This window comes from Isoptericola sp. Y581, assembly GCF_059445475.1.
Map to the genome: position 1 here is coordinate 306,159 of NZ_JCAIUK010000007.1, position 21,620 is coordinate 327,778.

21 protein-coding genes are annotated in these 21,620 nt (G+C 73.4%); 12 read left to right on the forward strand and 9 right to left on the reverse strand.

From position 1 onward, the window contains the following. Nucleotides 1-28 precede the first annotated feature (28 nt). The 3 genes from hpaE to AC1C2W_RS15365 are packed head-to-tail and all read right to left on the reverse strand — an operon-like array spanning nt 29 to nt 3,773. Entirely contained in the window at nt 29-1,540 is a 1,512-nt protein-coding gene (hpaE, locus tag AC1C2W_RS15355) for a 5-carboxymethyl-2-hydroxymuconate semialdehyde dehydrogenase (protein WP_495413576.1), read from the reverse strand. After that, complete coding sequence (locus AC1C2W_RS15360) at nt 1,540-2,247, reverse strand: GntR family transcriptional regulator (protein ID WP_495413577.1); 708 nt, start codon at nt 2,245-2,247, stop codon at nt 1,540-1,542. Before AC1C2W_RS15360 ends, hpaE begins: the two co-directional genes overlap by 1 nt. Continuing rightward, complete coding sequence (locus AC1C2W_RS15365) at nt 2,244-3,773, reverse strand: fumarylacetoacetate hydrolase family protein (RefSeq protein WP_495413578.1); 1,530 nt, start codon at nt 3,771-3,773, stop codon at nt 2,244-2,246. Before AC1C2W_RS15365 ends, AC1C2W_RS15360 begins: the two co-directional genes overlap by 4 nt. 48 nt (nt 3,774-3,821) lie before the next feature. Between AC1C2W_RS15365 and AC1C2W_RS15370 the strand changes: the two genes are divergently transcribed. Continuing rightward, nucleotides 3,822-5,213: an MFS transporter gene (locus AC1C2W_RS15370; RefSeq protein WP_495390138.1), complete on the forward strand. Its 1,392-nt coding sequence runs from the start codon at nt 3,822-3,824 to the stop codon at nt 5,211-5,213. Between the two features lie 113 nt (nt 5,214-5,326). Here the strand turns inward: AC1C2W_RS15370 and AC1C2W_RS15375 are convergent, their stop codons facing one another. Further along, nucleotides 5,327-6,037, reverse strand: coding sequence for an IclR family transcriptional regulator (locus AC1C2W_RS15375; RefSeq protein WP_495413579.1), 711 nt, complete (start codon nt 6,035-6,037; stop codon nt 5,327-5,329). 209 nt (nt 6,038-6,246) lie between these two features. On the opposite strand from AC1C2W_RS15375, the gene AC1C2W_RS15380 reads away from it, so the two are divergent. From AC1C2W_RS15380 to AC1C2W_RS15390, 3 genes are all read left to right on the forward strand, one after another. Continuing rightward, nucleotides 6,247-8,139, forward strand: coding sequence for an FAD-binding monooxygenase (locus tag AC1C2W_RS15380; RefSeq protein WP_495390140.1), 1,893 nt, complete (start codon nt 6,247-6,249; stop codon nt 8,137-8,139). Nucleotides 8,140-8,319: 180 nt separating this feature from the next. After that, complete coding sequence (locus tag AC1C2W_RS15385; protein ID WP_495413580.1) at nt 8,320-8,895, forward strand: dihydrofolate reductase family protein; 576 nt, start codon at nt 8,320-8,322, stop codon at nt 8,893-8,895. 35 nt (nt 8,896-8,930) lie between these two features. After that, a complete protein-coding gene (locus tag AC1C2W_RS15390) occupies nt 8,931-9,398 on the forward strand; it encodes a GNAT family N-acetyltransferase (RefSeq protein ID WP_495413581.1) in 468 nt (155 codons plus the stop codon). 7 nt (nt 9,399-9,405) lie between these two features. Here AC1C2W_RS15390 and AC1C2W_RS15395 read toward each other — a convergent pair whose 3' ends face one another. Together AC1C2W_RS15395 and AC1C2W_RS15400 are read right to left on the reverse strand one after the other, a co-directional pair. After that, nucleotides 9,406-11,070 (reverse strand): thiamine pyrophosphate-binding protein, encoded by a 1,665-nt coding sequence (locus tag AC1C2W_RS15395; protein WP_495413582.1) that lies wholly within the window; start codon nt 11,068-11,070, stop codon nt 9,406-9,408. A 162-nt stretch (nt 11,071-11,232) separates the two neighbouring features. Next, nucleotides 11,233-11,880, reverse strand: coding sequence for a GntR family transcriptional regulator (locus AC1C2W_RS15400; protein WP_495390144.1), 648 nt, complete (start codon nt 11,878-11,880; stop codon nt 11,233-11,235). Between the two features lie 143 nt (nt 11,881-12,023). Here AC1C2W_RS15400 and AC1C2W_RS15405 point away from each other — a divergent pair, with 143 nt between their 5' ends. Further along, nucleotides 12,024-13,364, forward strand: a complete 1,341-nt coding sequence (locus AC1C2W_RS15405) for an MFS transporter (protein ID WP_495413583.1) — start codon at nt 12,024-12,026, stop codon at nt 13,362-13,364. 30 nt (nt 13,365-13,394) lie between these two features. Further along, nucleotides 13,395-14,624: an alpha-hydroxy acid oxidase gene (locus AC1C2W_RS15410; RefSeq protein WP_495413584.1), complete on the forward strand. Its 1,230-nt coding sequence runs from the start codon at nt 13,395-13,397 to the stop codon at nt 14,622-14,624. A gap of 85 nt (nt 14,625-14,709) precedes the next feature. On the opposite strand, the gene AC1C2W_RS15415 is transcribed toward AC1C2W_RS15410, so the two are convergent. Then, a complete protein-coding gene (locus tag AC1C2W_RS15415) occupies nt 14,710-16,029 on the reverse strand; it encodes an alpha-L-fucosidase (protein ID WP_495413585.1) in 1,320 nt (439 codons plus the stop codon). A 136-nt stretch (nt 16,030-16,165) separates the two neighbouring features. On the opposite strand from AC1C2W_RS15415, the gene AC1C2W_RS15420 reads away from it, so the two are divergent. Genes AC1C2W_RS15420 through AC1C2W_RS15440 form a run of 5 tightly spaced genes read left to right on the forward strand, consistent with a single transcriptional unit; the run spans nt 16,166 to nt 20,087 of the window. After that, complete coding sequence (locus AC1C2W_RS15420; protein ID WP_495413586.1) at nt 16,166-17,104, forward strand: amidohydrolase family protein; 939 nt, start codon at nt 16,166-16,168, stop codon at nt 17,102-17,104. Next, entirely contained in the window at nt 17,101-17,880 is a 780-nt protein-coding gene (locus tag AC1C2W_RS15425; RefSeq protein ID WP_495390149.1) for an SDR family NAD(P)-dependent oxidoreductase, read from the forward strand. The genes AC1C2W_RS15420 and AC1C2W_RS15425 overlap by 4 nt, the downstream gene beginning before the upstream one ends. Nucleotides 17,881-17,891: 11 nt before the next feature. Then, nucleotides 17,892-18,998: an aldo/keto reductase gene (locus AC1C2W_RS15430; RefSeq protein WP_495413596.1), complete on the forward strand. Its 1,107-nt coding sequence runs from the start codon at nt 17,892-17,894 to the stop codon at nt 18,996-18,998. Then, nucleotides 18,943-19,809, forward strand: coding sequence for a fumarylacetoacetate hydrolase family protein (locus AC1C2W_RS15435; RefSeq protein ID WP_495413587.1), 867 nt, complete (start codon nt 18,943-18,945; stop codon nt 19,807-19,809). Before AC1C2W_RS15430 ends, AC1C2W_RS15435 begins: the two co-directional genes overlap by 56 nt. Nucleotides 19,810-19,829: 20 nt before the next feature. Further along, the gene (locus AC1C2W_RS15440) at nt 19,830-20,087 is read left to right on the forward strand and encodes an RbsD/FucU domain-containing protein (protein WP_495413597.1); all 258 of its coding nucleotides are present in this window, start codon (nt 19,830-19,832) and stop codon (nt 20,085-20,087) included. Nucleotides 20,088-20,156: 69 nt separating this feature from the next. Here AC1C2W_RS15440 and AC1C2W_RS15445 read toward each other — a convergent pair whose 3' ends face one another. After that, on the reverse strand, nt 20,157-20,852 hold the full coding sequence (locus AC1C2W_RS15445) for a FadR/GntR family transcriptional regulator (RefSeq protein ID WP_495390151.1): 696 nt from the start codon (nt 20,850-20,852) through the stop codon (nt 20,157-20,159). A 94-nt stretch (nt 20,853-20,946) separates the two neighbouring features. Between AC1C2W_RS15445 and AC1C2W_RS15450 the strand changes: the two genes are divergently transcribed. Beyond that, complete coding sequence (locus AC1C2W_RS15450) at nt 20,947-21,318, forward strand: nuclear transport factor 2 family protein (protein WP_495413588.1); 372 nt, start codon at nt 20,947-20,949, stop codon at nt 21,316-21,318. Between the two features lie 81 nt (nt 21,319-21,399). On the opposite strand, the gene AC1C2W_RS15455 is transcribed toward AC1C2W_RS15450, so the two are convergent. Further along, nucleotides 21,400-21,620, reverse strand: a 221-nt coding sequence (locus AC1C2W_RS15455; protein WP_495413589.1) for a Fe-Mn family superoxide dismutase, incomplete at its 5' end; no start/stop codon positions are given.

Here is a 21,620-nt window from a genome sequence, read left to right on the forward strand (position 1 = left end):
GTCAGGCGTCCTTGCCGGATCGGTGGGGTCAGCTCTTGCCGAAGGTCGGGTTGTGCACCTTGCCGAGCGTGATGTGCACGGCCTGCTGGTCGGTGTAGAAGTCGATGGACCGGTAGCCGCCCTCGTGCCCGAGGCCGGAGGCCTTGACGCCGCCGAACGGGGTGCGCAGGTCGCGCACGTTGTTCGAGTTCAGCCACACCATCCCGGCCTCGACGGCCTGCGAGAAGTTGTGCGCCCGCTTGAGGTCGTTGGTCCACACGTACGCGGCGAGGCCGTACTTCACGCCGTTGGCGAGCTCGAGCGCCTCGGCCTCGGTGTCGAACGGCGTGATGGCGACGACGGGCCCGAAGATCTCCTCCTGGAAGATCCGGGCGTCGGGCTTGACGTCGGCGAACACCGTGGGCGCCACGAAGTTGCCGGTCTCGAAGCCCTCGGGGCGGCCACCGCCGGCCACCAGCCGGCCCTCGGCCTTGCCGAGCTCGACGTAGCTCATGACCTTCGCAAAGTGCACCGGGTGCACGAGGGCGCCCACCTCGGTGGCCGGGTCGTGCGGGTAGCCGACGCGCACCCGCTCCGCCTGCGCCGCGTAGCGCTCCACGAACTCGTCGTAGACGGACCGCTCCACGAGGATGCGGCTGCCGGCGGTGCAGCGCTCGCCGTTGAGGGAGAAGACGCCGAAGATCGTCGCGTCGATCGCGGCGTCCAGGTCGGCGTCGGCGAAGACGATCGCGGGCGACTTGCCGCCCAGCTCCATCGACAGGCCCTTGAGGTGCGGGGCGGCATTGGCGAAGATCAGCTGCCCCGTGCTGCTCTCGCCGGTGAAGGAGATGAGCGGGACGTCGGGGTGCTTGACGAGCGCGTCGCCGGCCTCCTCGCCGAGCCCGTTGACGAGGTTGAACACGCCGCGGGGCAGCCCCGCCTCCTCGAAGATCCCGGCCCACAGGGAAGCGGAGAGGGGCGTGAACTCGGCGGGCTTGAGGACGACGGTGTTGCCGGTGGCGATCGCGGGCGCGAGCTTCCAGGACTCGAGCATGAACGGCGTGTTCCACGGCGTGATGAGCCCGGCGACGCCGATCGGCTTGCGGTTCACGTAGTTGATCTGCCGCCCCGGCACCTTGTAGGTGTCGTCGGCCTGCGCCACGATCAGGTCCGCGAAGAAGCGGAAGTTCTCGGCCGCGCGGCGCGCCTGGCCCAGCGCCTGGGTGATCGGCAGGCCCGAGTCGAAGCTCTCCAGCTCGGCAAGTCGGGCGTCGCGCGAGTCCACGATCTCGGCGATCTTGTGCAGCACGCGCGAGCGCTCGCGCGGCAGCATCCGCGGCCACGGACCCTCGGCGAAAGCGCGGCGGGCGGCGGCGACGGCGGCGTCGACGTCGGCCTGCTTGCCGGCGGCGGCCTGCAGGTACGTCTCGTTGGAGACCGGGTCCAGCACGTCGAACGTGGCGCCGTCGGCCGAGTCGACGAAGCGGCCGCCGATGTAGTGCTGGACGGTGGTCGGCAGGTCGGCAGGACGCTGGATCTGCGGCGAGTTCTGCTCGGTCATCAGTTCTCCTCAGGCTGTTCGACGGCGCTGCGCGGACGGTGCTCGGCCTGGTACGCCAGCACCGCGTCGAGCGTGTGGGTGCGGTGGCGGCGGGCGGCGAGCTCGACGTCGATGGCGTCCCGGCCCCCCGCCTGGAGGTCGGTGATCAGGTCGAGGATCTGGTCGTGCTCGGTGACCGACTCGCGCGCCCGGCCGGGCACGAACGAGAACGACGAGTCGCGCAGCACGGTCATGCGCCGCCAGCCGCGGTGCACGAGGTCGAGCACGTGCGGGTTGGGGCACGGCTCGAACAGCACCGCGTGGAACTCGAGGTTGAGCTCGGTGAAGCGGTGCGGGTCGAAGTCGTCGAGGCACCCGCGCATCCGCTTGTTGACCGCACGGGCGGCGTCGAGCTGCGCGGGCGTCAGGTGCGGGGCGGAGAGCGCGGTGGCGAACCCCTCGACCAGCGCCAGCGTCTCCATCGTGTGCTGGTACTCGGTCTCCTTGATCAGGGCGACCTGGGCGCCGACGTTGCGCTCGAACGTCACCAGGCCCTCCGCCTCGAGGCGGCGGATCGCCTCCCGCACCGGCACCACCGACATGTCCAGCTCGCTCGCGAGCTGCGCCAGCACGAGCCGGTAGCCGGGCACGTAGGTGCCGCCCTCGATCCGCTCGCGCAGGAACGCGTAGGCGCGCTGCGACTTGCTCTGGGCGGCCGTCACCGTCATCCGGCACCCCCGGCGCCCGTCTCGCGCTCGAACCGGGCCCGCCACTCGGCGTTCATGGGGAACAGCCCGTCCACGGGGGCGCCACCGGCGACCTGCTGCGCCACCCAGGCGTCGGCCGCCTCCTGCGCCTCGGCCTCGGCGAGCACGTCGGCGACGAGGGCGGGCGGGATGACGAGCACGCCGTCGCCGTCGCCCACCACGACGTCGCCCGGCTGCACCGCGGCCCCGCCGCAGGCGACGGTCACGTCGGTCTCCCACGGCACGTGCTTGCGACCGAGGACGGACGGGTGCGGGCCCTGGGAGAACACCGGGATGCCGATGTCGGCCACGGCGTCGGCGTCGCGCACACCGCCGTCCGTGACGATCGCCGCGGCGCCGCGCACGTGGGCGCGCAGGGCGAGCACGTCGCCCACGGTGCCGGTGCCGCGCTCGCCGCGGGCCTCGATCACGATCACCTCGCCCGGCTCGACGGCGTCGAACGCGCGCTTCTGCGCGTTGAACCCGCTGCCGTGCGACGCGAACAGGTCGGGGCGGAACGGGATCAGCCGCAGCGTGCGGGCGGTGCCGACGAACCGGTCGCCCCCGTGGTTGCCGTGCACGCCCTCGACGAAGACGTCGGTGTACCCGCGCTTGCGCAGCACGGCCGACAGCGTCGCGACGGCGACGCCGACGAACCGCTCGCGCATCGCGTCGGTGAGCACCCCGCTGGTTGAGCCTGTCGAGACCCCGTCGGTGGTCTCGACAGGCTCGACCGGCGGCGGGGCGCCCCAGGCCTCGGCGCGCTGCTTCTCGTCGACGGCGGGCTTCGAGCCGTAGTCGCCGAACTCGCGGGTGCCGGCGATGACGGTGGTGACCAGGCGGCCGCTGGTCGGGGCGCCGGGCGCGTCCGGGGCGTCCACCTCGACCTCCACGACCTGACCGGGCTCCACCACCGACGAGCCGGCGGGGGTGCCGGTGAGGATGACGTCGCCGGCCTCGAGCGTGAGGTGCTGCGAGAGGTCGGCGACGAGGCGCCCGACGTCGAAGAGCAGCGTGCCCGTCGAGTCGTCCTGCACCAGCTCGCCGTCCACCCACGTACGCACCCGCAGGCCCGCGGGGTCGACGTCGGCCGCCGGGATCCACCGCGGCCCGAGCGGCGTGAACCCGTCGCCGCCCTTGTTGCGCAGGTTGGAGCCCTTGTCGGCGGCGCGCAGGTCGTACAGGCCGAAGTCGTTGGCCGCGGTGACGGCGTCGACGTGCGACCAGCCGTCGGCGGGGGAGACCCAGCGCGCCGGCGTCCCGATGCGGACCGCGACCTCGCCCTCGAACGCGAGCAGCTCGGTGCCGAGCGGGCGCTCGATCGTGCGGCCCGTCGCGGAGAGTGACGAGGCGGGCTTGAGGAAGTAGGACGGCTGGCTCGGCGTCCGGCCCCGCTGCGCGGCGCGCGAGGGGTAGTTCAGGTGGACGGCGATGATCTTGCCGGGCTGGTCGTCGATGACCACGGGGACCCCTTCGTCGTGTCGAACACGTCGTGTCGTATCACGCATCGTATACGATGCCTCGAAACGCCGCGGACCGACAGAGAGGTCACCGCCATGACTTCGGGCACCGACGCCCTGACCACCACCGCCGACGGCGCCCGGCGCCGCGAGCTGCGACGCGTCGCGTTCGCGACCGTCATCGGCACCACGATCGAGTGGTACGACTTCTTCCTCTACGCCAGCGCCGCCGGGCTCGTCTTCGGGGCGCTCTTCTTCGAGCCGGCCGGGTCGTCGATCGGGACGCTTCTCGCGTTCGCGACCGTCGGCATCAGCTTCCTGTTCCGGCCGCTCGGCGCCTTCCTGGCCGGGCACTTCGGCGACCGGATCGGCCGCAAGTCCATGCTCGTCGTCACCCTGGTCCTGATGGGCGCCGCCACCACCCTCATCGGGCTGCTGCCCACCTACGACCAGATCGGCATCCTGGCCCCGGTGCTGCTCGTCCTGCTGCGCATCCTGCAGGGCCTGTCCACCGGCGGCGAGTGGGGCGGGGCGGTGCTGATGGCCGTCGAGCACGCCCCGGCCGGTCAGCGCGGCCGGATGGGCGCCTTCCCGCAGATCGGCGTCCCGATCGGGCTCCTGCTGGCCTCCGGCATGCTCGCCCTCATGACCGGCGTCATCTCGCCGGGGGACGCCTTCGTCGCCTGGGGATGGCGCGTCCCGTTCCTGCTGAGCGTGGTGCTGATCGCGGTCGGGTTCGTGGTGCGGCGCTCGGTGGAGGAGAGCCCCGTCTTCCTGGAGATCGCGGAGAAGAAGGCGGCCGCGAAGACGCCGATCCTCACGCTGTTCCGCAAGCACTGGCTGCTCGTGCTGCTCGCCGCGCTCACGTTCGCGGGCAACAACGCCGCCGGGTACATGACCACGGGCGGCTACCTGCAGAACTACGCGACCACGCCGCTCGCCGACGGCGGCCTCGTGGGCATGGACCGCACCCCGGTGCTGCTCGCCGTGGCCGGCGCTTCCGTCGTCTGGCTGGCGTGCACCTTCGCCGCGGGGGCGGTGTCCGACCGGATCGGCCGGCGGAACACCTACATCATCGGCTGGATCGCCTTCCTCGCCACCGTCTTCCTGCTCTTCCCGCTGGTGAACACCGGCAACCCGTGGCTGCTGTTCCTGGGGGTGTCGCTGTTCGCCATCGGCAACGGGTTCACCTACGGGCAGCAGGCGGCGTACTTCGCGGAGCTGTTCCCGGCGTCGATCCGCTACTCGGGGGTGTCGATCACGTACGCGTTCGGCGCGATCCTCGGCGGCGCGTTCGCCCCGACGATCGCGGCCTGGCTGGTGCAGAGCACGGGCACGGCCACGTCCGTCGCGTTCTACATCGCCGGGGTCATGGTCGTCGCGTTCGCCGCCACGCTGCTGCTGCGCGACCGCACCGGCATCCCGCTCGGGCCGGAGCACGAGGACGAGCAGGCGGCCAGCCCGATCTACGGGTTGTCGCGGGCCTGAGGAGCCGCGGGGCACGCCCGGCGCCCGGCCTCGCAGCTTCTTGCGCAGGCTCTTGTAGGTGCGCTCGGTGGCGCGGCCCCAGGTGCCGGTGGCGGACACGCTACGGGGAGGGCTCAGCCGCCGAGGGCGTCGCGGACCGCGCTCGCCGACGCGGTGAGCCGGGCGGCGACGTGCGCGTGGTCGAGCGGGCTCGCGACGTGCACGACGGCGACCGCCGCCGGCCCGCGCCCGCGCAGCGCGAGCGGCACGGCGACGGACTCCAAGTTGGGGATGACCTCGTCGTGGCTGGTGGCGTACCCGCGCCGGGCGGCCTCCGCCACGGTCCGGTGCAGGGCGTCGGACGCGCCCGACGGCCACTGGGCCTCCGGCAGCAGCGTGAGGATCGCCTTGCCCGGGGCGCCGGCGGTGACGGGGTGCCGGGTGCCGGGGCGCTGCGCCACGGGCGCGACGGCGTGCCGCGGCTCCACGCTGACGAGGGTGACGCACTCGTCGTGGTCGAGCACGGCGACGAAGCACGTCATCCCCAGCTCGTTCGCGACGGCGGTGAGCTCGGGCAGTGCCTCGGCCTGCAGGTCGTGGGCGACGCCCGCGGCAAGGGCGGCCATCCGGGCGCCGAGCGACACGTGGCCGTTCGCGTCGCGCACCACGAGCCCGTGGTGCTCCAGCGTGCGCAGCAGCCGGTAGGCGTTGGAGCGGTGCACCTCGAGGCGCTGTGCGAGGCCGTCGATCGTCAGGGGCTCGCGCGCGTCGGCGAGGATCTCCAGGATCCGGATGCCGCGGCTCAGCGTCTGCGAGGCGGCCCCGCCGCGGGGCTGCTCGGTCATCGTCGTCCTCCGGTCGCCGTCGTCCAGTCTCTGGGGCCTCTCTGGGGCTTCCGGGGGGATTGAGCCGCGTGACGCCCGTGGGCTAGCCTGCATTCAATAGTAGAACGCCGCGTTCGAATATAGAACGCGCGACGACGCGGTGCAAGACCTTGGCCGCAGTGCAAGGCCCGACGGCGAAGTCGGCGCATCGATGACGATGAGGAGAGTCCGTGCAGTTCCACCACCACGGCTACGTGTCCGGCGACCCGCGGGTGCTGCCGCCCGCCGGCACCGGCGTGGACCGTCCCGACGAGCTGCCCGACGAGGTCGACGTGCTCGTCGTCGGGTCCGGACCGGCCGGCATCGTCACCGCGGCGCAGCTGGCGCAGTTTCCGGACATCACGACGCGCCTCGTCGAGCGCCGCCCCGGCCGGCTGGAGATCGGCCAGGCGGACGGCATCCAGGCCCGCAGCGTCGAGACGTTCCAGGCCTTCGGCTTCGCCGAACGCATCGTCGCCGAGGCGTACCGCATCACGGAGATGGCGTTCTGGAAGCCGGACCCGGCGAACGTCGACCACATCGTGCGCGCGGCGCGGCCGGTGGACGACCCGACCGGCGTCAGCGAGTTCCCGCACCTCATCGTCAACCAGGCGCGCGTGCTCGACTACTTCGCCGAGGTCGCCGCGAACGCGCCCACGCGCTCGACGCCCGACTACGGGTGGGAGTTCGTCGACCTGCGGGTGGAGGACGAGGGCGAGCACCCGGTCGTCGTGACGCTCCAGGGCTGCGCGGGGGAGCATGACGGCGTCCGCCGCACCGTGCGCGCCCGGTACGTCGTCGGCGCCGACGGCGCCCGCAGCGGGGTGCGCGACGCGATCGGCGCGCAGCACATGGGCAGCCCGGCCAACCACGCCTGGGGCGTGATGGACGTGCTGGCCGTCACCGACTTCCCCGACATCCGCACCAAGTGCTCGATCCAGTCCGAGGCGGGCAACATCCTGCTGATCCCCCGCGAGGGCGGCTACCTGTTCCGCATGTACGTGGACCTGGGGGAGGTTGCCGAGGGCGACCGCCGCGCGGTGCGCGCCACGACGATCGACCAGATCATCGCCAGGGCAAACGAGATCCTCACGCCCTACACGCTGGACGTGAAGGACGTCGCGTGGCACAGCGTCTACGAGGTGGGCCACCGGCTGACGGACCGCTTCGACGACGTGCCGGTCGAGGAGGCCGGCACGCGCACGCCGCGCGTCTTCATCACCGGCGACGCCTGCCACACGCACAGCGCCAAGGCCGGCCAGGGGATGAACGTGTCCATGCAGGACGGCTTCAACATCGGGTGGAAGCTCGGGCACGTGCTCGACGGCCGCGCGCCCGCGGAGCTGCTGGCCACGTACAACGCCGAGCGGCACGTGGTGGCGAAGGACCTCATCGACTTCGACCGCGAGTGGTCGACGATGATGGCGAAGAAGCCGGAGGAGTTCGACTCCCCGTCCGAGCTCGAGGACTTCTACGTGCGCACCGCCGAGTTCCCGGCGGGCTTCATGACCGAGTACCAGCCGTCGATGATCGTCGGGGAGCGGTCGCACCAGGCCCTCGCGGCCGGCTTCCCGGTCGGCAAGCGGTTCCGGTCGGCGCCCGTGGTGCGCCTGGCGGACACCAACCCGGTCCACCTGGGCCACCACCACCGCGCCGACGGGCGCTGGCGCCTCTACGCGTTCGCCGACGCACCGGCGCCGGGCGAGCCGTCGGCGCTGGCGACGTGGGCTGACTGGCTCGCGGCGTCGCCGTCGTCGCCCCTGGCCCGCACCCCCGAGGGGGTCGACCCCGACGCCTGGTTCGACGTCAAGGTGGTCTACCAGCAGGACCACACGGCGATCGACATCGGCCGCGTGCCCGAGGTGTTCCTGCCCCGCGTCGGCCCGTTCGCGCTGGTCGACTACGAGAAGGTCTACGCCGCCGGCGCCTCGGACGACGTCCCGGACGACATCTTCGACGCCCGGGGGCTCGACCGCGGCGGCGTGGTCGTCGTCGTGCGCCCCGACCAGTACGTGGCGCACGTGCTGCCGCTGACGGCCACCGACGAGCTCGGCGAGTTCTTCGCCGGGGCGCTCGGCCGCTGAACGGCGACGGTGCGGCAGGTTCGGTTCGGTGCGGCAGTTAGAACTGCCGCACCGAACCGAAACTGCCGCACCGTGTGTGAATCGGGTGTCTGCACCCTCGCCGCCGTCTTGCGCGTCCCCGACCTCTGCGGATACTGGATCTGAGGCGGCGCCGCGGGCGCCCGCCTGGGAGGATCCGCGATGGCTGACCTGATGATCGACTACATCACCTCGCTCGACGGCTTCGGCTCCGCCGAGGGGTGGCCCGGCCTGTGGGGCATGGGCGGCCCGGAGTACTTCGCGTTCCTCGAGGAGGACGGCAAGGAGGAGTACACGACCCTCCTGGGCGCCACGACCTACCGCCTCTTCGCGGGGTTCGCCGAGTCCGGCGAGGAAGAGATGGCCGAGGTCACGGCCCGGCCGAAGGCCGTGTTCTCCCGCACCTTGACCGAGCCGCTGGAGTGGGCGAACACGACGCTGGTCGCGGGCGACGCCGTCGAGGCCGTACGCGCGATGAAGCAGGGCGACGTCCCGCTCCGGACGATCGGCAGCCCCAGCCTCGCCCGCTCCCTGCTCGTCGCGGGCCTCGTGGACCGCGTGCGCGTCGTGGTGTTCCCGGTGGTCAACGGCGCGACCGGCGGTGACCGCCTCTACGACGGCTGGCCCGACGTCCGGCTGGAGCTCCTCGAGAGCCGGACCCTCGACGGCCGGCTGACCCTGCTCGAATACGCGCCGACGGTGCTCGACGGGCCGCCGGGTACGGGGTCTACCGCCTGAGCACCCGGGGGGCGGCGATGTGGGAGGCTGCCCCGGTGCCCGTCACCCTGCGCCCCGTGGACGCCCAGAACCTCCCGGCCTACCTCGAGCGCAGCCGCGCCGCGTACGCGGACGACCTCGTCGCGATGGGGCAGACCCCCGAGGACGCCGCCCGGCAGGCGGAGGCCAGCATGGCGCGGGCCTTCCCCGGAGGGGTCCCGACCCCGGGCCACGCGGTCTTCGACGTGGTCGACGACGCCGGGCACGCCGTCGGCAACCTCTGGATCGGGCCGCACACGAGCGACGACGCGGGCGCCTGGTGGGTCTGGGACATCGAGATCGACGCGGACGAGCGGGGCCGCGGCCTGGGGCGGACGGCCATGCTCCTCGGCGAGGAGTACGCGCGGGGGCAGGGGGCGCACACGCTGGGGCTCAACGTCTTCGGCTTCAACGCCGTCGCGCGCGGCCTGTACGAGTCGCTGGGCTTCGAGACGACGGCGATCAAGATGAGCAAGCGGCTCTGACGCCCCGCTACCTCGAGCGGTTCGCCCGCAGGATCTCCTCCTGGTAGGGCGCGACGACGGTGGGCGAGACGCGGCAGTCGAGCACGAGGAAGCGCCGATCGGCGACCGGCTCGGCGGCCCACGACGCGACACGGTCGAGGTCGGCGAGGTTGCGCACGACCACACCCTCCGCGCCGACGGCGGCGGCGAGGGCGGCGAAGTTCGTCTCGGGGATGCGCATCGGCTCCTCGGTGATGCCCTGCCGTCCGTACACGTGCACCTCGGCGCCGTAGGCGGCGTCGTTCCACACGACGGCGATGCCGCGCCCGCCGGCGGTGCGCACGGCGGTCTCGAGGTCGGCGAGCGCCATGAGGCCGCCGCCGTCGCCGGTGGTGAGCACGACGGCGGAGCCCGCGCGGGCGGCGGCGGCCCCCGCGACGCTGGGGAAGCCGAGCCCGATGGACTGGAAGGCCGTGCCGACCATCATCATCCGGTCGGGCGAGGCGACGGGCCAGTACATGTTGGCCCAGCCGATGAAGTGCCCGCCGTCGGAGACGACCACCCGGTCGGCGGGCAGCGCCCCGCCCAGCCGGTGGGCCACGGTGCGCGGGTCGAGCCGGCCGTCGGGCGCGAGGCCGTCCTCGGGCCCCGTCTCGTACGCGCGGGCCGCGGCGACGTCCACCGACTCGCGCCACCCGGACGGCTCCGCGCCCAGGTCGCGGAGCTCGTCCACGAGGGCGCGGGCCACCAGCGCGGCGTCGCCGCGCACGAATCCGCCCACGTGCCGGTGCGTCGCGGCCGGCGCGATGTCCACCTGGACCACGCGCGTGCCCGGCGCGAACAGCTCGCCGAAGCGCATCGTGAACTGGTTGAGCGACGCGCCCAGCACGACGGCGACGTCCGCCTCCCGCACCAGCGCCATCGCGCCCTCGGCCCCGAAGCCGCCCGCGACGCCGAGGTCGTACCGGCCGTCGGGGAAGACCCCGCGGCCCAGCGCGGTCGTGGCGGTCAGGGCGCCGGTCGCGTCGGCGAGCTCGCCGAGCGCGGGGCCCGCACCGGCGAGCCAGGCGCCGCGGCCCGCGAGCAGCACCGGCCGCTCGGCGCCGGCGAGGGCGCGCGCGAGGTCCGCGATGGCGGCCGCGTCGAACGGGCCCGCGGGGGCCAGCGGCCCGGGCAGCGCGGGCTCCGGCGCCTCGGGGACGGGCCCGGCCTCGAGCGCCGCGACGTCGTAGGGGATGGCCAGCACCACGGGCACGCGATAGGTGAGGGAGTGCTCGATCGCGATGACGGTGGTCGCGGCGGCGTCCGCGCGGCCCACGGTGTAGGTGCGGGCGCCGACGGCGGCCGCGAGGGCGATCTGGTCCACGTCCCACGGGCGGGGGCCGGACGTCGGCTCGTCGCCCGCGAGCAGCACCAGCGGCACGCGCGCCTGCGCGGCCTCGGCGAGCGCGGTGAGCGTGTTGGTGAAGCCCGCGCCGTAGGTGACGGTCGCGGCGGCGATCCGGCCCGACGCGCGGAAGTAGGCGTCGGCGGCGACCACCCCGCCGGCCTCGTGCCGGACGGCGGTGAACCGGGCGGTCGTGGTGCGCTCGACGGCGTCGAGGAACCAGGCGTTGCCGTTGCCCATGACGCCGAAGACGTGGTCGACGTGCTGGGCGAGGGTGCGGGCGACATGAGCGGAGACGGTGGGCACGGGGACTCCAGGGAACAGTGACGGATGAGTGGTGCGGTCCGTATGTGTCCCTTGCGGGCCCGGTGGCTGGTCGGCATCCGGGAGCCCGCCGCGCGCCCCTTTTTCGAGCGCAGGCGGCGCGTGTCCGCCTCGACCCGGGGAGCATAGCCCACGCGCCGGGCCTCACTCCGACCAGAGTCGGCCGGCCTCCTGGAGCTGCTCCATCGTGGTGCGCCGGACGGATCTCAGATGGGCCCGCATCGACTGCTCGGCCGCCTCCGGGTCGCCCGCCGCCACCGCGGTGAAGATGGCCTCGTGCTCGGTGACGTCGTCGGACGAGGCGAGGGACGACTGCAGGCCCACGTGCAGGTGGTGTGCCCGTGACATGTCGACGAAGCAGCGGTCGAGCGCCTCGGCGAGCCGGCCGTTGCGGGCACCGCGCGCCACGGCGCGGTGGAACTGGCGCGCTGCGCGCATCGCCTCGATCCCCTCGGCCCCGGCCGACGACTGGTGCTCGATGGCCGCGCGCATGTCGCCCAGAAGCGGGTCGTCGACGAGCTGTGCCGAGGCGCCGGCGGCGTGCGGTTCGAGGAGCATCCGCAGATCCAGCACCTCGCGCAGGTCGTTGAGGCCCAGGCCGCGCACCAGATAGCCCTTCTGTGGCAGCACCGTGAGCAGGCCTTCGCTGGTGAGCTGGCGCAGGGCCTCGCGCACCGGTGTCTTGGAGACCTCGAAGTCCTGCGCCAGCGAACCCTCGATGACGACCTGGCCGGGCGCGAACCCGCCCTCGAGGATCTGCTCGCGCAGGCGTTCGAGGATCCGGTCGGTCATCGACCGTCGCATTCGTGGCCTCCTGGGATGGACGGGCGCTCAGGGTCGGGTGCAGCCGACCCTTGCCAGACAGACGATAGATGCACTAGAGATATATTTCACAGATTTCAGTGCTGGATCAGAGTGTTCAAGGAGGAGCACCCATGACAGGAGTGGACACGGGCAACGCCGCCCGTGCGGTGCGTACCGGCACAGGTTGGCCCCCGGGCGCGCGCAAGGCGGTGGTCGCGGCCATCACCGGCACGGTCATCGAGTGGTACGACTACGCGCTGTACGGCGCCGCCGCGGGACTGGTCATCGGTCCGCTGTTCTTCGTCGGCGACGCCTCCGCGACGTCCGTCGCGGCCTTCGCGACCTTCGCGGTGGGCTTCGTCGCCCGTCCGGTCGGCGGCGTGATCATCGGCCACGTGGGCGACCGGCTCGGCCGGCGACCGGCGCTGCTGTTCACCGTGCTGCTCATGGGCGCGGCAACCGTCGCCGTCGGCCTGCTGCCCACCTACGGGTCCGTCGGGCTCCTGGCGCCGGTGCTGCTCGTCCTGTTCCGCCTGGTGCAAGGCTTCGGGGCGGGGGCGGAGCTGGCCGGCGCGATGACGCTGGTGGCCGAGTACGCCCCGCCCGGGCGCCGCGGCCTGCTCACCTCGCTGCCGCTGGCCTGCCCGCCCGCGGGCATCGCCCTCGCCACCTTCGCGTTCCTGGGTGTGGCGTCGCTCGGCGAGCAGGCGCTGCTCGGCTGGGCGTGGCGCATCCCGTTCCTGGCCTCGGCCGTCCTCTTCGTCGTCGCGCTCTACATCCGCAAACACCTCGAGGAGACGCCCGAGTACCGGCAGGCGCTGGCCCGCGCCGAGCACGACCCGCGGCGGCGCAAGGTGCCGCTGGCCGAGCTCTTCCGGCACGACAGGCGTGCGCTCGTCACGGGATTCCTGTCCATCACCGGGCACAACGCGCTGAACTACGTCATGGCGGTGTTCGCCGTCGGGTACCTCTCGTCCGACGCCGTCGGACTCAGCCCCACGCAGGCGCTCCTCGCCGTGACGGTCTCCTCCCTCTCGGCCGTCGCCCTCACCCCCGTGGCGGGGGTCGTGGCCGATCGCGTCGGGGCGCGCGTCCTGATGGTCTGGGGAAGCGTGCTGGGGGCCTTGCTGGCGTTCCCCTTGTTCCAGGCGCTGTCCAGCGGCAGCTTCTGGCCGACCACCACAGCGCTGCTGTGCGGGTTCGGCCTCGTGATGTCGGCGACCTCCGGCGCCCAGGGCGCGTTCCTCACGGGACTCTTCCCGGCCGAGAGACGCTACAGCGGGGTCGCTTTGACCCGTGAGCTGAACGGCGCCGTCGTCGCGGGCTTCACCCCGCTCGTCGCTGTCGCGCTGATCCAGGCCGCCGACGGCGGGACTCTGTACGTGTCGCTGTACCTCGTCGTGTGCTGCGGGATCGCGCTGGTGGCCGTGCTCGGCGCCCCGCGACGCGGCCCTGCTGCCGCCGCTGCCTGACCGGCCGCCCTACCGAATCCGAGGAGACCCATGAGACGACAGCTCCCGGACCTCCGTGAGCTCGCCGGCCTGCTGCGGGTCGAGGCCCCGAGCCTCGACCGCACGGGCACCCGGCTCGCCCGCGCCGCCGCCATCTCCGACCTGCGGACGATCGCCCGGCGTCGGACCCCCCGTGCGGCTTTCGACTACGTCGACGGCGCGGCGCTCGACGAGATCGGTTACCGGCGTGCGCGGGCGGCGTTCCAGGGCGCGGAGCTGGTCCCGCGCGTGCTGAGCGGCCGGGCGGCGGTCGATACGTCGGTGACCGTGACGGGGCGGCGCTCCGCCCTGCCGCTCGGCATCGCGCCGACGGGGTTCACCCGGTTCATGCAGGCCGAGGGTGAGATCGCGGGGGTGACGGCGGCACGGGCCGCGGGCGTCCCGTTCACGCTCTCCACGATGGGCACCCGCTCGGTGGAGGAGGTCGCGGAGGCGGCGCCGGACGGCCGGCGCTGGTTCCAGCTCTACCTGTGGAAGGACCGCGAGGCCTCCCGGCGGCTCGTCGACCGGGCCGCGGCCGCCGGGTACGACACGCTCCTCGTCACGGTGGACACCCCGGTGGCCGGCCAGCGGCTGCGCGATGTGCGCAACGGCATGACGATCCCGCCGCGGCTCACCGTTCGCACCGTTCTCGATGCGTCCTACCGCCCGGCGTGGTGGTTCAACTTCCTCACCACCGAGACCCTCGCCTTCGCGTCACTCTCGGGCTCGGCGACCGACCTACCCACGCTCATCAACGGGATGTTCGACCCGACCCTCGACTGGGAGGACCTCGCGTGGATCCGCACCGTGTGGTCCGGGCGGCTCCTCGTCAAGGGGGTGCTCGCCCCCGCCGACGCCGTGCGGGCCGTGGACCTCGGGGCGGACGGGATCGTGGTGTCGAGCCACGGCGGGCGCCAGCTCGACCGCACGCCGGCGCCCCTGCGGGTGCTGCCGGCCGTGCGTGCCGCCGTCGGGCCGGACGTCGAGCTGGTGCTGGACTCGGGCATCCTGTCCGGCGCCGACGTCGTGGTCGCCCTCTGTGCGGGCGCCGACTTCACGCTCGTCGGCCGGGCCTACCTCTACGGCCTCATGGCGGGCGGGCGGCGGGGCGTCGACCGCGCGCTGGAGATCCTGGCCCAGGAGGTGCGCACCACGATGCAGCTGCTGGGCGCCGGCTCGGTCGCCGAGCTCGGGCCCCACCTGCTCGCGCCGGGCGTGGAGCCCGTGTCCCGCCCCTGACCGACGGCGCCCGCCGCACCGCGAGGTGGTTGCACGCTCGTGGAACTACCTCGCGGGATGTGGAACTGCCTCGCGGGATGTGGAACTACCTCGCGGAGTCGAGGAACAGCTCGATCACCGGCACCGCGACGTCGGGCCGCGCCGTGGGCAGGTGCAGCGTGAGCGTGCCGGGCGGCTGGCCCCCCGGGTTGGTGTTCCACGCCTTCTGGTCGGGTTCGCTGCGGGTGGAGCGCAGCTCGGAGCCGTCGTGCAGCAGCTGCACGTACCGGACGCGGTCGGCGAGCCCGCGCAGGTGCACGTGCCCGAAGGGCCAGGCGAACAGGTGCAGGTACAGCCGGTCGTCGCGCTGCGTGAGGACGACGCCGGGCGGCAGGCCCGGCGCGACGGCGGCGGCGAGGTCGGGGTCGGCGGGCCCGGCGCCGACGATCGACCGGCCGTGCAGGCGCGTCCACGCCCCGAGCGCGGCGAGCGTGCCGGCGTCGCGGGCGGGGATCGCGCCCCGGCCGTCGGGGCCGATGTTGAGCAGCAGGTTGCCGCCCTTGGACACGGTGTCCACAAGCATGCGCACCAGCAGGTCGGGGTCCTTGAAGCTCGTGTTGTCGCGGTCGTAACCCCAGCTCCCGTTGAGGGTCTGGCAGGCCTCCCACGGCACCAGGGCGCCGGAGCTGTCGCGCATCGGCTCGTCCGGCTGGTACTGCTCGGGCGTCACGAGGTCGCCGGGGATGCCGAGGCGGTCGTTGACCACGGCCTGCGGCTGCAGCTCGCGGACCAGGGCGAGCAGTGTCTCGGCCTCCCAGTCCTCGGGGTACTTGCCGCGCCAGCCGTCCTTGTCCTCGGCGAACGTGAAGTCGAAGAAGACGTAGTCCACCGGCCCGTATCCGGTGAGCAGCTCCCGCACCTGGGCGTGCAGGTACTCGCGGTACCGGGTCATGTCGCGGCCCTCGTTGAGCGCGTGGGCGTCCGGGTCGTCGCGACGCGGGTGCACGTGGTCCACGGTGAAGTCGGGGTGGTGCCAGTCGATGAGCGAGTGGTACAGCCCGAGGTGCAGGCCCTCGGCGTGGACCGCCTCGGCGAGCTCCGCCACGAGGTCGCGCCCGCGCGTGCGGGCGATGCTGTAGTCGCTGACGGCGGAGTCCCACAGAGCGAAGCCGTCGTGGTGCTTGGTGGTCAGCACCACGTACTTCATCCCGGCGTCCTTGGCCGCCCGGGCGATCGCGCGCGCGTCGAACAGATCCGGGTCGAACACCTCGGCGTAGCGTGCGTAGTGCTCGGCGGTCAGGCGCTCGGTGCTCATCACCCACTCGTGCCGGGCGGCGGCGGAGTAGAGGCCGAAGTGCACGAACAGGCCGAACCTGGCCTCGGTGAACCAGGCCTGCTCCGGGCGGAGCTGCGGGGCGGTAGTCATGGGCGGATCACTCCTCGTCGAGCGGGCAGGAACCAGCGCTAAGGTCCGATGTATCGAGGAAATCATCCCCTTGAGTCTGGACCGAGCGGCACCGATGCTGCTATAGATTGGATGAATTGCGCAAGGGAGCACACACATGCCGGTCGTCGTCGACGCGCACCACCACCTGTGGGTCCGTGCGCGGACGCCGCAGGACTGGGTCGACCCCGTGACCATGGCGGCCATCGACGCCGACTTCGCCCCCCGCGACCTGCCCGCCCGCGCGCACGGCGTGGACGCGACCGTCGTCGTGCAGACCGCGAGCCGCTGGGACGAGACCGCCGACCTGCTCGCCACCGCCGCGTCGCCCGAGGGACGCGCCGCCGGCCTCGCGGGCGTCGTCGGATGGGCGGACCTCCTGGACCCCGACCTCGCACGGCGGCTCGAGGAGCTGCGCGCCGGGACGGGCGGCGACCGCCTCGTCGGGATCCGCACGATGGTCCAGTCCGAGACCGACCCCGGCTACCTCGACCGGCCCGACGTGCGGGCGGGCATCGCCGCCGTCGGCGCCGCGGGACTCCCGTTCGACCTCGTCGTCCGGCACGACCAGCTCGCCGCCTGCGCCCGCCTCGCCGCGACCCTGCCCGACGTGCATTTGGTACTCGACCACCTCGGCAAGCCGCCGATCGCGGCGACCATGCCGCACGACGGGCGCGCCGGCGACCCCGCCGCCCTCGACGCCTGGCGCCGCGACCTGGCCGCGCTCGCAGCCCGCCCCCACGTCGTCGCCAAGCTGTCCGGCCTGGTCACGGAGGCGCGGTGGGACGCGTGGACCGTCGCCGACCTGAGCCCCGTCGTCGACCACGCGCTCGACGTCCTCGGCCCCGACCGCCTCCTGCTCGGCAGCGACTGGCCCGTCTGCCTGCTCGCCTCCGACTACGGCCGCTGGCTCGACGCCGTCGACCAGCTCCTCGCGCCGCTCACCGCCACCGAGCGGGCCGCCGTGCGCGGGCGCACCGCCGTGACCACCTACGGGCTCGACGTCGGCGCGGCGCCCGGGCCCTACCTCGTCCCCAGCCAGAAGGAGCACCCGTGAGCAGCCCCACCGAGTCTCTGCCGGAGTTCGCCGGCATCCGCGCGGTCGTGACGGGGGGAGCGTCGGGTATCGGCGCTGCTGTCGTGACGGCGCTGCTGGCGCGCGGTGCGCATGTCGTGGCGATCGACCGGTCGCGTGAGGGCGTGCCAGAGGGCGCGGGCGCCCAGGTCGCCGACGTCACGGACGATGCGGCGGTGCGCGCGGCGGTCGAGGGGGCCGCTGCCGCGATGGGCGGGATCGACGTCGTGGTCAACAACGCCGGGATCGGCGCGCAGGGCACGGTCGCGGACAACGACGACGCGGAGTGGCTGCGGGTGCTGGACGTGAACGTGCTGGGCATCGTGCGGGTGACGCGGGCTGCGTTGCCGCACCTGCGGGCGTCGGAGCATGGCGCGGTGGTGAACACGGCGTCGATCGCGTCGTGGTCGGGGCTGCCGCAGCGGGCGTTGTACTCCGCGAGCAAGGGCGCGGTGCAGGCACTCACCCTGGCGATGGCGGCCGACCACGTGCGCGAGGGGATCCGGGTGACGTGCGTGAACCCGGGCACGGTGGACACGCCGTGGGTGGGTCGGCTGCTGGATGCCGCGGACGACCCGGCGGCGGAGCGCGCCGCGCTCGAGGCACGCCAGCCCACCGGCAGGCTGGTCAGCCCGGAGGCCGTGGCGCACGCCGTCTGCTACCTCGCGAGCCCGCTCGCGACGGCGACCACGGGCACGGCGCTCGCCGTCGACGGCGGCATGCACGAGCTGCGGGTGCGCGCGCCCGAGCAGCCGTGACGACGCCGGACATGACGGTGCCGGACGGCGTGCGGGGTCTGACCTCGCGGGAGGTGCGGTCGACCGGGGTGCACCTGACGAGCCTGGGGTACGGGGCGGCGCAGGCGGGCAACCTGTACCGCGCGACGACCGACGCGGAGACGGCCGAGGCGTTCGACACCGCGTGGGCGGCCGGGATCCGGTACTTCGACACCGCGCCGCACTACGGCCTCGGGCTCTCGGAGCGTCGGCTCGGGGCGTGCCTCGGTTCTCGCCCGCGCGAGGAGTACGTCATGTCGACGAAGGCGGGCCGCCTGCTGGTGCCGTCGCCGGAGACGGCGGGCGAGAAGGATCCCGACATGTTCGACGTGCCCGCGGACGTGCGCAGGGTGTGGGACTTCTCCCGCGACGGGATCCTGCGGTCTCTCGAGTCGAGCCTGGAGCGCACCGGGCTGGACCGGTTCGACGTGGTCTACCTGCACGACCCGGACGAGCACGAGGAGCAGGCGTTCGCCGAGGCGCTCCCGGCTCTCGTGGAGCTGCGCGAGCAGGGCGTGGTCGGCGCGATCGGCGCGGGCATGAACCAGTCGGCGATGCTGACGCGGTTCGTGCGCGACGGCGACGTCGACGTCGTCATGTGCGCCGGGCGGTTCACCCTCCTGGAGCAGCCGGCGCTCGCGGACCTCCTGCCGCTGGCGGCCGAGCGCGGCGTCGCCGTCGTCGTGGCCGGGGTGTACAACTCGGGGTTGCTGGCCCACGACGTCGTGCCCGACGACGCCACCTACGACTACGCGCCCGCGCCCGCCACGCTGCTGGCGCGCACCCGCCGCGTCGCCGAGGTGTGCGCCGCGCGCGGCGTCACGCTGCCCGAGGCGGCGCTCGCTTACGTGCGGACGCACCCCGCGGTGGCGAGCAGCGTGGTGGGGCTGCGCACCGCCGACCAGGTGCGGCAGGCCGCTGCCCGGCACAACACCGTCGTGCCGCCCGACCTGTGGACCGCCCTCGTCGAGGCCGGCCTGCTCGCCCCGGACGCCCACCCCGACGCCTTCGCCTCACCTGCCACCCGAGAGAACGAGGACACCGATGCAGCTGCACCGCCTGGGCCCCGTGGGCCAGGAGATCCCCGCCGTCACGACTGACGGCGTCACCTACGACCTACGCACCCTCACCGCCGACGTGGACGGCGGGTTCCTCGCTGCCGACGGCGTGGCGCGCGCCCGGGCCGCGCTGGCCGCGGGCGAGCTGCCCGTGCTCGACGGCGCCGACGCGCTGCGCCGCGGGGCCGCCATCGCGCGGCCCACCGCCGTCGTATGCGTGGGCCAGAACTACGCCGCGCACGCGCGCGAGTCCGGCGCCGAGCCGCCGCACCTGCCGATCATCTTCTTCAAGCACCCCAACACCGTCGTCGGGCCGGACGACACTGTGCCACTGCCGCCCGGCGCGGAGAAGGTCGACTGGGAGGTCGAGCTCGCGATCGTCGTCGGGAGGCGCGCCAGCTACCTGCCGTCGGTCGAGGCGGCCCGCGAGCACGTCGCCGGGTACACCGTGGTGGACGACGTGAGCGAGCGCACCTGGCAGCTCGACGACTCCCTCGGGCAGTGGTCCAAGGGCAAGTGCGGCCCGGGCTTCCTGCCCACCGGTCCGGCGCTCGTGCCCGCCGAGGAGGTCGACCCGGGCGGCCTGCGGCTGCGGTCGTTCGTCAACGGCGAGCCCCGCCAGGACTCGTCCACGGCGGACATGATCTTCGACGTCGCAGCGATCGTCCACCACCTGTCGCAGTACATGGCGCTCGAGCCGGGCGACCTGATCTGCACCGGCACCCCCGAGGGCGTCGCGCTGTCCGGGCGGTTCCCGTACCTGGCCGACGGCGACGTCGTGGAGCTGGAGATCGAGGGCCTGGGACGCCAGCGGCACGCCTTCGCCGCCGTGCCCGCGGCCGTGGCGAGCTGACCGTGCTGCGTTAGGAGCTGCTGCACCCCGGCCTCATCGGGGCGCTCGCGGGGGCCGGTCACGGTTCGCGCGTGCTCCTCGCGGACGCGAACTACCCGCACTCCACGGGCGCCCGTCCGGGCGCCGAGCGCGTGCACCTCAACCTGCGCCCGGGCCTGCTGAGCGTGGACCAGGTGCTCGAGGTGCTGCTCGACGCCGTCCCCGTCGCCACCGGCGACGAGCGGGTGTACGCGAACCTGCTGCTCACCCCGGGCGTCAGGTCCAGCCCCGCTGGTTGAGCTCGTCGAAGCCCGGGGACCTTCGACAAGCTCAACCAGCGACGTGGCGTGCCGTCCGGGGGTCGGCGGTCAGGGCTCGACGTCCGGGCCGGGGAGGGACTCCTCGACGTCGAGCAGGTGCGCGGCCATGCGCACGCGCGCGGCCTCGGCGTCGCCGGCGGCGAGGGCGCGCCAGACGGCCTCGTGGTCGCGCAGGGTGCGGGCCTCGACGCCCGCCTCGTGGCGGCTGCGCCAGCATCGCTCGCGCACGGTGCGTCCCCCGAGCGCCTCGACGAGCGCCTCGAGCACGGGGTTGCCGGCCTGCGCGGCGATGAGACGGTGGAACGCGACGTCGGCGGCCATGAAGGCCTCGTGGTCCACCGGCTCGTCGGCGACGACGGCGGTCACGCGATCCAGCACGGCGCGCAGCTCGGCGACGGCCTCGGGGCTGATGCGGTGCGCGGCGAGCCCCGCCGCCTCGACCTCCAGCACGCGCCGGACGGCGTGGAACGGCCGGGCGCTCGTGTCTCCCTGCAGGTCCACGACGAACTGCAGCGACGACATCAGCCGCGCCGGGTCGAGGCTGGTCACGTAGGTGCCGTCGCCCTGGCGGGTGTCGATGACGCCCAGCACCGTCAGCGCGCGCACGCCCTCGCGGAGCGAGCCTCGCGAGACGCCGAGCCGCTCGGCCAGGTCCTTCTCCACGGGCAGCCGGTCGCCCGGTCCGAGCTCCCCGTCCACGATCATGCGGCGGACGCCGTCGACGACCTCTTCCGTGCGGGACATGCCGTGAGTATGGCCCAGTTCCGGGCGCGGCGCACCGATTCCTCTGATGAATCCGCGGGTGCGCGACCGCCGGGGAGGTCCCTAGCCTGGGGCGATGCATGAGGTCACGCTCGACCGTCTGCTGTCCGTGGAGCACGAGGGGTGGACGTCGCTCTGCGAAGGTCGCGGTGGCACGTTCTACGGTCCCCTGATGACGGCGGACGCAGTCATGGTCCTCGTCGACGGATCGGTGCTGGACCGCGGCGCCATCGCGGCCTCGCTGGACGATGCCCCGCCGTGGGACTCCTACGACCTGGCCGACCCGCGCCGCGTCGGCCTCGGTGCCGGCGCGGCGGCGCTCGTCTACCGCGCCCGAGCGGTGCGGGGGGACGACGCGCCGTTCGTCGCGCTCATGGCGAGCAGCTACGTCGTCGTCGACGGCGAGCCGCGCCTGGCGCTCTACCAGCAGACGCAGCTCGCTGGTTGAGCCTGTCGAAACCTCGCTGGTTGAGCCTGTCGAAACCACGATCGTGGTCTCGACAGGCTCGACCGACGGGCCCGGATCGGGTCAGGCGGGGATGATGAGTCCGGCGGTCTGGGTGCGGGCGCGCTCGAGGCGGGCGGCGACGTCCTGCCAGTTGGCGATGTTCCAGAACGCCTTGACGTAGTCGGCCTTGACGTTGAGGTAGTCGAGGTAGAAGGCGTGCTCCCACATGTCGAGCATGAGCAGGGGCGTGATGCCGACGGGCACGTTGGCCTGCTGGTCGAAGAGCTGGAAGATCGCGAGGC

Coding starts and splice junctions, on each gene's coding strand:
- AC1C2W_RS15385 (WP_495413580.1), top strand. CDS start 8,320: ATGGCTGACCTGATGATCGACTACATCACCTCGCTCGACGGCTTCGGC.
- AC1C2W_RS15365 (WP_495413578.1), bottom strand. CDS start 3,773: ATGCGTGATACGACACGACGTGTTCGACACGACGAAGGGGTCCCCGTG.
- AC1C2W_RS15430 (WP_495413596.1), top strand. CDS start 17,892: ATGACGGTGCCGGACGGCGTGCGGGGTCTGACCTCGCGGGAGGTGCGG.
- AC1C2W_RS15450 (WP_495413588.1), top strand. CDS start 20,947: ATGCATGAGGTCACGCTCGACCGTCTGCTGTCCGTGGAGCACGAGGGG.
- AC1C2W_RS15360 (WP_495413577.1), bottom strand. CDS start 2,247: ATGACGGTGACGGCCGCCCAGAGCAAGTCGCAGCGCGCCTACGCGTTC.
- AC1C2W_RS15415 (WP_495413585.1), bottom strand. CDS start 16,029: ATGACTACCGCCCCGCAGCTCCGCCCGGAGCAGGCCTGGTTCACCGAG.
- AC1C2W_RS15375 (WP_495413579.1), bottom strand. CDS start 6,037: ATGACCGAGCAGCCCCGCGGCGGGGCCGCCTCGCAGACGCTGAGCCGC.
- AC1C2W_RS15400 (WP_495390144.1), bottom strand. CDS start 11,880: ATGACCGACCGGATCCTCGAACGCCTGCGCGAGCAGATCCTCGAGGGC.
- AC1C2W_RS15370 (WP_495390138.1), top strand. CDS start 3,822: ATGACTTCGGGCACCGACGCCCTGACCACCACCGCCGACGGCGCCCGG.
- AC1C2W_RS15405 (WP_495413583.1), top strand. CDS start 12,024: ATGACAGGAGTGGACACGGGCAACGCCGCCCGTGCGGTGCGTACCGGC.
- AC1C2W_RS15410 (WP_495413584.1), top strand. CDS start 13,395: ATGAGACGACAGCTCCCGGACCTCCGTGAGCTCGCCGGCCTGCTGCGG.
- AC1C2W_RS15445 (WP_495390151.1), bottom strand. CDS start 20,852: ATGTCCCGCACGGAAGAGGTCGTCGACGGCGTCCGCCGCATGATCGTG.
- AC1C2W_RS15435 (WP_495413587.1), top strand. CDS start 18,943: ATGCAGCTGCACCGCCTGGGCCCCGTGGGCCAGGAGATCCCCGCCGTC.
- AC1C2W_RS15420 (WP_495413586.1), top strand. CDS start 16,166: ATGCCGGTCGTCGTCGACGCGCACCACCACCTGTGGGTCCGTGCGCGG.
- hpaE (WP_495413576.1), bottom strand. CDS start 1,540: ATGACCGAGCAGAACTCGCCGCAGATCCAGCGTCCTGCCGACCTGCCG.